Genomic DNA, 10,873 nt, shown 5'->3' with positions numbered 1-10,873 from the left:
TAAATATTATCCTTTTTTCTCTGCTTTTCACTGTTTTCATTTCCCATTATCAACTATCAATTTTCCATCTGCTCTTTTGCCGCTTCCACTTCACCTATCAAGGCAAGATAAGCCGCATAAATGTTATCTTCGCTAAAATTTTCCAAAATTTCACGTCTTTCAAAATCTCTGATACTGAGAGGCTCGTTAAATTTAACTTCAAACTTGCCGTAAATAAATATCCCGTGCTCGTTTTTTACTACGTTCTGGGCGTCAAACTTATCGTGTTTTGCAATAACCCTGATAATTCCGACCCCTTTTTTGATTAAATTATTCAGCCTCTCATAAACCTCTTCATCAAACACGTCTACAAAAACGTCTTCTTGAAAATATATCTTTTTAGGATAAAAAATAGTTACGATTAAAACACTCGACGTTTTTGATTTGTAAATATGAGTTTTATCGGCTCTAAATTCTATCGTTTCTCCGCTTTTTACACTTTTTGGATTATCAACGGGACCTACAATAGCCTCTCCGCTTAAAACGTAAATTCTCTCTTTTGCCCCAGCAAAATGCGGTTTTGCAATATACTCTGCATTTTCTTTTAAATTCATTTTGTAACTCTCAAATTCTTCCGTCTTTTCTATCAATACGACACTAACACCCTCACCCTTAATTTCCCCTTCTCCCACAAGCTCACCAAAAGGCACTCCCAAAACTTCTGCAATCGCCCAAATTGTATTTATAGTTGGATTTGTTTTGTTTTCTTCTATTTTAAAAAGCGTCGATTTCGCGACCCCCGCCTTTTTTGCAAGCTCGCTTAAATTAAGTCCTTTGTTTTCTCTAAAAAACTTTATCTTCTTTCCAAGCGTCATTTTAAGCCTTTTGTTTCTTTTAAGAAATTCTATAAAAGTTTTTGTTTCCTGTCAAATTGGGTATAATTTTAAAAAAGGCATTTTGTGAAACTTTCATTAACTCAGGGAATCGCCACTATCGTAATTACGCTTCTTGGAAGCGGCGTGTTTATCGTACCGGCTCTTAGTGCGACATACAGCGGATGGGCTTCACTTATTTTATGGTTTGTTATGGCTATAATGATTTTGCCTGTTGCATTTGTATTCGGAAAACTCGGCATTATGTATCCGAGTGCCGGAGGGAGTGCGACGTTTGTAAAAGAGGCTTTCGGAGAGAAAATGGGATTTGCCACAAAACTTCTGTACCTTTCAATCATCCCGATAGGCCCTCCTGTTGTAATAATTACGGCCGCTTCATATCTTGCCGGAGCGTTTGGTAACCAATACCTGATAGAATTTATCTTTCTTGCAAGTGCAATAATTTTGATTTTAAATCTGATGAGTTTAACAATCTCATCAAACATAAACATTGCCGTGGCGGTTACCGTAATTACTATAATTTCGACGTTTTTTACCGTTTCGCTGTTTCAGAACTTCCATATAAACGCTCACGAATTTCATATAATAAAAACACTCGGGATAATATTCTGGTGTTTTGTGGGGATTGAAGCGATGAGCCATATTTCACATGAATTTAAAAACGAAAACGACTTTTTCAAAGCGGTGGTTATCGGAATAATAATAGTTGCTTTTATGTATATGGCGGTTACGTTTTCTCTTCTTGTATTTAACGCATACGGAAATGAAGATAAAAATCTGCACTCTCTTGTAATCGTCGCCTCTCACATAATGCCTTACGCCGATAAAATTATGGCGATTGTGGCTTTTATAATCTGCATTATGGCTCTGAATCTATATGTAGCGTCCCTTACACGACTCGCGACGACATTGAATATCGGCTTTAAAAAGGCGCTTTTTATTATTATGGGAATTATTTTTGTGGTAAGTGTTTTTAAGTTTTTATTCGATTTTAAAATAGATTTGCTTATCACCTATTCAAACGGCGTTTTCGTGCTTATATACTTTTTGGTATCTCTTGCGGCGCTTAAAATTTTAAAAACAAAAACTTCTTTTTTTGCCGTAATTTCGATGGGTATAATCATCTCTATTTTGGGATTTGATATGATATACGCACTTGTTTCGTTTGTAGTGTTTTTAATTATTTCACAAATAAAGGAAAAATTTGCCTGATATGAAAATAATAGCCGATACGCATTTCGGACATTCAAATATTCTGTTGTACGAGCCTCTTCGCATTCAAAAAGCGAGAATGGAAGGATATGAGGATTTTGAGAGGTTTTTAATAGACAGATTAAACGAATATATTTCAAAAGAAGACGAAGTATTGCATTTAGGAGACGTAGCTTTTAAAGACGCATATAAAACCGCTTCTAAACTAAACGGAAAAATAACGCTCATAAAAGGCAACCACGACAAACAAAAACATCTTGAATATTATAAATCGATAGGCTGGAGAGTAATAGAAGATATAGAAATTCAAACCGATTTTGACAAAGAAATTTTAAATTACCTACAATACAAATACGACAAAAAAACGCTCTCAAGAACCGCATGTCTTATAAAAAAGATAGATTCAGAAACTATTCTTTTCTCACATTATCCCGTATTTAACGACAATCCGTATGATGAAAAATATAAAAATATCTCAAAATTGCTTGAAGAAATCTTTTATCTGTGCGGCTGCGACCTCAACGTCCACGGTCACACTCATTCGTATATGGTAAATGACAAAAGATGCATAAACGCATGCCTTGAAGTAAATGATTTTAAACCGTTTATTTTAAAAGAAAAAGAGGTTTAAAAAACCTCGAATTTAGCAAGTAGTGAGGAGATTCTTTTTTTGACTTCTTCTTTTCCGAGCACGCTTAAAAGTGCCGCAAGATCAATACCTTTTGTGTCTCCTACCATTGCGATTCGTAGAGGCGGCATAAGGAATTTAGGCTTAATACCTTTTAGTTTTAAAAATTCATCCATAACGTCATGCCATTCAGGAGGCAATTTCGGGTCTTTGGCGTTTAAAAAGACCAAAAATTCTCTTAAGTTACTCAACACTTCGTCTTTTAGGAATTTTTTAACCGCTTTTTCGTTGTATTCACTCGGAGGAGTCAATATTTTTTCAATCTCTAAAGCCATCTCTTTTAGAGTTTTCACCCTCTCTTTAAGCTCGTCGATTAATATTTCTTTTTTGTCGTGATTTACAATATCAACACCGAAATCATCCCTTAAAAGTTTTTCAAGTCTTTCGTTAGGTGAATTTTTAATATAGTGTGCATTTAGCCAATCAAGTTTTTCTTTGTTAAAGCGACTCGGTGCTTTATTGATGTCTTTCGGGTCGAATAGGTTTATCATCTCTTCTACGCTGAAAATCTCTTGGTCTCCGTGACTCCACCCAAGACGTACTAAGAAGTTCAAAAGAGCTTCAGGCAGGTATCCTTCACGCTTATATTCCATAACATCCACGGCGCCGTCACGCTTACTCATTTTTGCGCCTTTTTCGTTGTGAATCATAGGAACGTGGTAGTATTTCGGCATATCCCACCCGAACGCTTCATAAATCAACATCTGTTTAAATGTATTTCTGAGGTGGTCGTCTCCTCTTATGATATGCGTCATTCCCATTTCATGGTCGTCTATCGCGGCAACGAAATTATAAGTAGGAGTACCGTCGCTTCTTGCAATTACGAAATCCTCAATCTCTTTTGCTTCTACGCATTGTTTGCCTTTTACTCCGTCTTCAAAACACAAAGTCCCCTCAAGCGGAGTTTTAAACCTAACCACAAACGGTTTATCAAGCTCTCCTTTAAAATCTCTATATTTTCTGATATCGATAGGAGGCTCTTCGCCTTTCATTTTTGCGTTTCTGATTAATTCAAGCTCTTCAGGAGTCAAATAACACTTATAAGCAAGCCCTTTATCAAGTAACTCTTGAACGTATTTTTTGTAAATATCAAATCTCTCGCTTTGGAATACGACCTCATCATCCCAATGCATCCCTACCCAATTAAAAGCTTTAAGTATGGCATCAACCGCTTCTTGTTTGTTTCTTTTTTGGTCGGTATCTTCGATTCTGAGTCTAAATTTTCCGTTGTTTTTCTTAGCCCACAACCAGTTAAAAAGAGCCGTTCTAAGCCCTCCGATGTGTAAATATCCGGTCGGACTCGGTGCAAAACGCGTAACTACCATTAACTATCCTTTTTTTGAAATTTTAACTTATTTATAAACTTAACTCCAAGCATTACGACGATAACCTCAAGTACCGCTGTCGTTACGAATACGGTATACCAATAACTATCGAGCATATGATTGTTATATGCCAAAGTTGCCGTCGCAATCAATAAAGTAAGAGGCATCGACAAAGAAAGCCCGAAAAGTATCGTGGTTTTAATTCCATACTCTTTAACGAAAACAATAGAAGCTATGATTCTTAAAATTATCATCAAAAACGTAATCCAAAGAGCGTCACCCAAAAGTTTCAGCGAAATATCCGAAAATTTTATACTGCTTCCGACATGCACGAAGAAAATAGTAATCAAAAACCCGAACCCAAAAGGCGCCAGCTTATGTTCCAAATGGTGATTGTGATCAAAAAACGTCGTCAAAAACACACCGACAACAAACGCCCCGAGTACCACATCCAAATGAAGTACCAACATCACGGCTATCATTATGAAAAAGAGACTGATTGCGATTCTGACGTCTTGATGATATTTATCCGCAATAGGCATAATCGAATGCTTTAGTCTCGGAAACCACCAAAAAATAGTCCTAAACGCCATAAAAACCACACCTAAAAGCACTAAAAAACCAAATAAAATCCCGATATTTATCAATAACTCTTTACTAACTCCGAATTCAAAATATCCGCTTATTATAGTTAATACCAAAATTGATAAAAGCTCACCGATAACCCCGATTTTTATTGCATTGTCAAGCCACTCGGTTTTTCCGATTTCTTGCTGAATAGAAAGCATAAGCCCGATTGAAATAAGAGGAAAAATCGCCAAAAATATAAAAGAAAATTTAAAAATCGCTATCACAATTGCGCTTAAAATATACAAAAGTCCCAAAACTATAACGGCTTTTATAACAAAACTCTTAGGAAGCTTTAGCAAATCTTTTAGATTCACTTCCATCCCGGCCAAAAGCATCAAATACAAAAACCCTACTTCCGCCAAAATCTTAAACATCTCGTTTTCGTGCAAAAGACCGATACTTCCGGCAATCATACCAAGCGCTATTTCCACCATGGAAATAGGCAACTTCAAAGCGTTACTGATAAACGGAGAAATTAAAAGTATCACCGATAAAGTTATTATCAAAATTATTTCAGCACTCATTTGCTATTTCTATTCCTTCTTTTTCTAAAATTTCGAGGTCTTTATCCGGCCTCTCTCCTCTTGTAGTGAGATAATCCCCTATTACTATTGAATTCGCCCCGGCTTTTATCCCCTCAAGCCACGAATTACCAAACACCACTTCTCTTCCGCCTGCAAGCATTATAATCGAATTTGGAAAATTTTTTCTAAATTTTTTAATTATTTCAATTGCCATACCTCTTGAATGAGTGGCTTTTAAAGGCAGCTTTTCGTTTTCTATAAAAAAATTAAGCGGAATTCCCTCGGGACTTAACTCTTTTAGTGATTTTAATAAAGATTCGATATCTCTTTCACTCTCTCCCATACCGAAAATTCCGCCGCTACAAAGATTCAGCCCTACGCTTTTTACGTTTTCGCAGGTTTTAAATCTCTCATCCCAATTATGAGTCGTACAGATTTTAGGATAATACTCCCGACTAGTCTCAAGATTATGGTTATAAATTTTCACTCCTGCTTTTTTTAGCTCTTTTAAAGACTCTTTATCAGCCGTTCCGTTACACGCGATTATTGAAATTTCTACCTCTTTTAAAACCGCTTTTGTAGCTTTACATACGTATTCGAGCGTCTTTTCATCAAGCCCTTTGCCGCTTGTCACAAGACAAAACCCCGAAGCCCTGTTTTTTTTGGCTAATTTCGCCTCTTTTACGATAGTTTCGATACTTTTTTCTTTGTATCTGTTAATATCCGCTCCCCATTTTACGCTTTGAGTACAAAATTTACAATCTTCCCTGCAGGCACCCGAGCGAATATTGGATATGGCACAAAGATATACCATCATTCGCCCTTAGGAATGAGAAATTCTTTTACTTTGCTCTTCCACTCTTTTTCTCCTACTTTTCTGTAATAAAGCGTTACGATATATTTTTCGTCTTCTATATCAAGCGTCATACATGTGGAAAATCCGTGGTCTCTTGCGCAAACTTCTCCGGGATTTAGTATCAAGTTTTTTCCGTTAAAGGTAATATCCACATCGTGAGTATGCCCGTAAACTATTATATCCGTATCAAGAGGAAACATATATCTCGGATAATGCATAAGTTTCCAGGTTTTTCCGGCAAGTTTGAAATAAAAAGGCTCGGTGACGAGCTCGTATTTATCTACCACGGAATATAAATGCAAATCGTTATTTCCCAAAACCGCAACGTATCTGATAGGCAAAGCCTCCATATATTCCAATATCTCCTCTTTTACGATATCACCGGCATGCACTAAGAATTCGATATTTTTATCCATTAAAAAATCTATAGCCTTTTTAGCCCTCCCCGCTTTTTTGTGAGTATCGCTTATAATTCCGACTTTCATTTAACTCTCCGCATCCTCTCTATGCTTACATTTTATACATTCGTAAACTTCTTTTCCTCTATACGTTCTTTTTGCCATAAGATAACCGCACTCGGGACATTTTTTATTTACGGGTCTGTATTTGGATATAAAATTACACTCCGGATAATTACTACATCCGTAAAATTCCCCTCTTCTTGAATTTCTTTTGACGATATCACCTCCGCACTCGGGACATTTCACATCCTCTAAAACTTCCGGCGGATTGAGAGGTTTTGTGTTTTTACATTCCGGATAATTACTACACGCCAAAAATTCGCCCCTTTTACCTCTTTTTACAACCATAGGAGCGCCGCATTTGTCACACTTAACATCAACTTTTTTCTCTTCTTCCTCTTCAATAGGTCTTGTATATTTACATTTCGGATAAGCGCTACACGCAATAAACTCTCCGAATCTTCCTTTTCTTATTACAAGTGGAGCGCCGCACTGCGGACAAAGCTCACCTGTCGGTTTTGCGATTTTTTGAGAAGGAATCTCTTTTTCGCCTTTTTTGATAAGCTCCATAAAAGGATTATAAAACTCTCTTAACATCTCCTGCCAATCTTTTTTGCCGCCGGCTATATTATCGAGCATCTCTTCCATATTCGCCGTAAAATTGGCATCTACGATATCGGGAAAATGTTTTTCAAGCGTTTCTATCACGGTAAATGCGATTTCCGTAGGATGAAGTTTTTTGTCTTTCACCTCAACATAATTTCTGTTTTGCAAAAGCGTAATAGTCGGTGCGTATGTAGAAGGACGACCGATTCCAAGAGCCTCGAGTTTTTTAATAAGACTCGCTTCAGTGTATCTCTCAGGCGGTTTTGTAAAGTGCTGAGTGGCTTTGATATCTTCAGGTTTTAATCTCTCACCCTCACTAAATTCAGGCAGCAGCGTATCCGCGCTAGGTTTTCCGTACACTTTATAAAATCCGTCGAAAATAAGCTTTTTACCTGAAATTTTAAATTCTCCCTTATCGTTTGCAAGGTAAATGTTTTGCGTTTCGAATTTTGCGTCTTTCATCTGAGAAGCCAAAAATCTATTATAAATAAGCGTATAAAGTTTTAGTTCGTCTTTTGTGAGGTAGTTTTTCAAATCATCTGGAGTCAATCTTACATCCACAGGTCTTATGGCTTCGTGAGCTTCTTGGGCATTTTGGTTTTTGGATTTGTATGTTTTAGCTTCCGCATATTCTTCGCCGACGTTTTGCTTAATAAATTCAATCGCCGCTTTTTGAGCTTCTTCGGCGATATTTAAACTATCCGTTCTCATATAAGTAATAATACCCGTCTCACCAACCGGCGTTTTTACACCCTCATAAAGTTTTTGAGCGATTTGCATCGTTTTTCTCGGACTAAACCCAAGCTCGCTGCTTGCCGTTTGCTGCAACGTAGAAGTCATAAAAGGAGCGGGTGATTTTGAAGTGGTAATCTTTTTTTCTATTTTCGTAACGGTATACTCAAGAGGTTTTAGCTCATCTACTATTTTTTGAGCGTCATCTTTTGTTTTTATGTCGAATTTTTCAAGTTTTTTTCCGTGATATTTGATTAAATTCCCCACTACCTTTTTAAAAATACCCTCTATCGTCCAATATTCTTGAGGTTTGAACTCTTTTATTTCTCTTTCTCTATCAACCACAAGTTTAAGCGCGGCACTTTGAACCCTACCCGCACTCAGACCTTTTTGGATTTTTTTATTAAGTAAAGGAGAGAGTTTATACCCGACTATCCTATCAAGAAGTCTTCTTGCTTGCTGTGCGTTTACGCGGTTGATATCAAGAGTTCTCGGATTTTCAAGAGCGTTTTTAATCGCCGTTTTCGTAATTTCGTGAAAAACGATTCTCGGAAGCTCTTCGGGTTTTTTACCTATTACGTGAGCGATATGAAATCCTATCGCTTCTCCCTCTCTATCTTCGTCCGTCGCAATATAAACCATATCCGCTTTTTTTGCTTTTTCTTTAAGCTCTTTTGCAACGCTTTGGTGGTCTTTTGTGACTCTGTATTGAGGAATGAATTGATCTTCTTCGATTTTAATCCCGAACGAAGTCTTCGGCAAATCTCTTATATGACCTTTACTCGCAACAACTTCATAATCTTTACCCAAAAAATTTTTAATTGTTCTCGCTTTTGCCGGAGACTCGACAATAATCAGTTTTTTACCCATAAACTATACGCCTTTTTTGGCGATATTATATCAAAGTGACGAAAAAAGAAAAATTTTTACTATAATATATAAAACATTAAAGGTCTTAATTTTGCAACGAATTATTCAAAACAAAAAAATTCTTCTGTTTTTAATAACCCTTCAAGAAGCTTTTATTGCTATTATTCCTTTTTTCATATTAACGGGTATTTTAACTCTTTTAAATATTTTAATTCAGTATTTTCACATCAAACTCTTTTTTATATCTCCGGAACATTTTTCTTTATTTACCAAAACAATCCAATCATACACATCTATCATACCTACCATTTCTATTGCTTATTTTTTTGCAAAAAGAATAAAAATATCCGAAATTATGGCAATTTTACTCTCAGTCACCACTTTTATCACTATAGTTTTTTACGAACATCCCGCATTTCCTCTCGAACTACCGTACGGATTTACCGCCGCAACCGTTACAAACCCGATAATTGCCACTATTTTTTTAAAATATCTTTATCCCGTATTTTCTTTAGATATAAAAGCCAACGACGGTAAACATTACGCTTATAGACTATTTAATTATTTATTCGTTTTTTTTATAGCGTATTTTGCAACAATGATTACCTACATCGCTATCGATTTCGTAATGGATTATTTAATCGACGAATTAAACCCTTTCAACCTTGATTTACCAGGAATAGTACTTCTTGTAATAAGAAACCTATTAGTTCAAATATTCTGGTTTTTCGGAATGCACGGAGAGCATATGGTAAATGCGCTTTTTGGAAAAGAATTACTTTTTAAAGAGATGTTTCCTAATCTCACTTACGGCGAATTTCAAAGAATATTCGTTAATATCGGAGGAGCCGGTATAGGGCTTGCCATACTGATATCGTTACTTATTACCGCAAAAGATAAAACAATCAAAAAAATAGCATTAATTTCCTCTCCTTTTACTATCTTTAATATCGATAACATTTTAATATTCCTCGTAATCGTTTTTAACAGATTCTTATTAATACCTTTTATCCTACTTCCGATTATGAACATATTAATTGCTTATATAAGTATAAAAATTTTCAACATACACTTTACAAAGTACTATGTCGTATGGTCTATGCCGGTGTTTTTTGATGCTTACTTAAAATCCCATTGCATAACGGCTATGATATTACAAATGTTCCTTTTGGCTCTTGACGTTTTTATTTATACGCACTTTATGAAAAAATTTTTCTCATCTCAGTCTATACTCACTCACGCCTCGGCACTAGAACACAACCTCGAAATAGAAACTGAGCTTAGAGCCAAAGAAGATATAAAAGCTTTTCAAGCAAACCAAGAATTAATCGATGCGAATTTTAAAATTAGAGAAGTAATAGATAATCTGAATAAAGAAAAACTATTCATTTATTATCAACCGAAAGTAGATATAAAAAACAATAAAGTAGAAAAATTCGAAGCTTTAATCAGATATAACGACAATGGAAAAATAAAAGGGCCTTACTTTTTGGATATCATCGAAAAAGCGGGGCTTGCTCCCATAATCGATATATGGGTTTGCAAACAGGTTAAAAAAGATATAGAAAAATTCAGAAAACTCGGCTTTTATCCGATTCTTAGCGTAAATCTTCATCCTGACACTCTAAAAAGTACAGATGCTATAAGCAAAATTTTAGATATCTTAAAAGATGAAAATATTATGTTTGAAATAATCGAAAGAAGTTTTGTGGATAAAACGGCCGTAAGAAACATTAACAGACTAAAATCAAGCGGTTTTGGATTATCAATAGACGATTACGGGGTGGGTTACTCATCTCTTGAGACATTAATAAAATATAAAATCGACGAATTAAAACTCGATAAAACTTTAATAGATAAAATAGAGTCTCACAGAGGCTATTTGATTTGTTCTCATACTATTCATTTGTGTAAAGAAATAGGAATAGAAGTGGTAGCCGAAGGTGTAGAAACACAAAAACAATTGGAAATTCTTAAAAATTTAGGCGTCGACTTAATCCAGGGATATATTTTCGCTCCGGCATTACCTCTAAATAAAGCCGTTAAATTCGCAAAAGAGTTCGAAAAACTGCACCTAAAACTAAGCCGGGCTTAAAA

General features: G+C 35.7%; 9 protein-coding genes. 3 read left to right on the top strand and 6 right to left on the bottom strand.

The features are described from left to right. Positions 1-56: 56 nt before the first annotated feature. The gene (locus tag EDC58_RS09260) at positions 57-854 is read right to left on the bottom strand and encodes a helix-turn-helix domain-containing protein (protein WP_123353235.1); all 798 of its coding nucleotides are present in this window, start codon (positions 852-854) and stop codon (positions 57-59) included. Positions 855-938: 84 nt separating this feature from the next. Here EDC58_RS09260 and EDC58_RS09255 point away from each other — a divergent pair, with 84 nt between their 5' ends. After that, positions 939-2,084 carry an amino acid permease gene (locus EDC58_RS09255; protein ID WP_123353234.1) on the top strand — a complete coding sequence of 382 codons (1,146 nt, stop codon included), beginning with the start codon at positions 939-941 and terminating at the stop codon, positions 2,082-2,084. A gap of 1 nt (position 2,085) precedes the next feature. Continuing rightward, complete coding sequence (locus EDC58_RS09250; protein ID WP_139932229.1) at positions 2,086-2,715, top strand: metallophosphoesterase family protein; 630 nt, start codon at positions 2,086-2,088, stop codon at positions 2,713-2,715. Here the strand turns inward: EDC58_RS09250 and gltX are convergent. Genes gltX through topA form a run of 5 tightly spaced genes read right to left on the bottom strand, consistent with a single transcriptional unit; the run spans position 2,712 to position 8,776 of the window. Further along, on the bottom strand, positions 2,712-4,097 hold the full coding sequence (gltX, locus tag EDC58_RS09245) for a glutamate--tRNA ligase (RefSeq protein ID WP_123353232.1): 1,386 nt from the start codon (positions 4,095-4,097) through the stop codon (positions 2,712-2,714). The two genes, EDC58_RS09250 and gltX, sit on opposite strands and share 4 nt — an antisense overlap. Beyond that, positions 4,097-5,251 (bottom strand): cation:proton antiporter, encoded by a 1,155-nt coding sequence (locus EDC58_RS09240; RefSeq protein WP_123353231.1) that lies wholly within the window; start codon positions 5,249-5,251, stop codon positions 4,097-4,099. The genes gltX and EDC58_RS09240 overlap by 1 nt, the downstream gene beginning before the upstream one ends. Further along, a complete protein-coding gene (locus EDC58_RS09235; RefSeq protein WP_170151142.1) occupies positions 5,241-6,068 on the bottom strand; it encodes a biotin synthase in 828 nt (275 codons plus the stop codon). Before EDC58_RS09235 ends, EDC58_RS09240 begins: the two co-directional genes overlap by 11 nt. Beyond that, positions 6,065-6,592, bottom strand: a complete 528-nt coding sequence (locus EDC58_RS09230) for a metallophosphoesterase family protein (protein WP_123353229.1) — start codon at positions 6,590-6,592, stop codon at positions 6,065-6,067. Before EDC58_RS09230 ends, EDC58_RS09235 begins: the two co-directional genes overlap by 4 nt. After that, positions 6,593-8,776 (bottom strand): type I DNA topoisomerase, encoded by a 2,184-nt coding sequence (topA, locus tag EDC58_RS09225; RefSeq protein ID WP_123353228.1) that lies wholly within the window; start codon positions 8,774-8,776, stop codon positions 6,593-6,595. Positions 8,777-8,867: 91 nt separating this feature from the next. Between topA and EDC58_RS09220 the strand changes: the two genes are divergently transcribed. Continuing rightward, positions 8,868-10,871, top strand: coding sequence for an EAL domain-containing protein (locus tag EDC58_RS09220; protein ID WP_123353227.1), 2,004 nt, complete (start codon positions 8,868-8,870; stop codon positions 10,869-10,871). Positions 10,872-10,873: the final 2 nt, after the last annotated feature.

The organism is Caminibacter pacificus, assembly GCF_003752135.1.
Lineage (GTDB): Bacteria > Campylobacterota > Campylobacteria > Campylobacterales > Nautiliaceae > Caminibacter > Caminibacter pacificus.
The sequence above is the reverse complement of the archived record's forward strand: the minus strand, read 5'-3'. Positions and strand labels throughout refer to the sequence as shown.

Excerpts from the sequence above, each read along its gene's own strand:
- EDC58_RS09260 (WP_123353235.1), bottom strand. The coding sequence starts at position 854 with ATGACGCTTGGAAAGAAGATAAAGTTTTTTAGAGAAAACAAAGGACTT.
- EDC58_RS09250 (WP_139932229.1), top strand. The coding sequence starts at position 2,086 with ATGAAAATAATAGCCGATACGCATTTCGGACATTCAAATATTCTGTTG.
- gltX (WP_123353232.1), bottom strand. The coding sequence starts at position 4,097 with ATGGTAGTTACGCGTTTTGCACCGAGTCCGACCGGATATTTACACATC.
- EDC58_RS09240 (WP_123353231.1), bottom strand. The coding sequence starts at position 5,251 with ATGAGTGCTGAAATAATTTTGATAATAACTTTATCGGTGATACTTTTA.
- EDC58_RS09235 (WP_170151142.1), bottom strand. The coding sequence starts at position 6,068 with ATGATGGTATATCTTTGTGCCATATCCAATATTCGCTCGGGTGCCTGC.
- EDC58_RS09230 (WP_123353229.1), bottom strand. The coding sequence starts at position 6,592 with ATGAAAGTCGGAATTATAAGCGATACTCACAAAAAAGCGGGGAGGGCT.
- topA (WP_123353228.1), bottom strand. The coding sequence starts at position 8,776 with ATGGGTAAAAAACTGATTATTGTCGAGTCTCCGGCAAAAGCGAGAACA.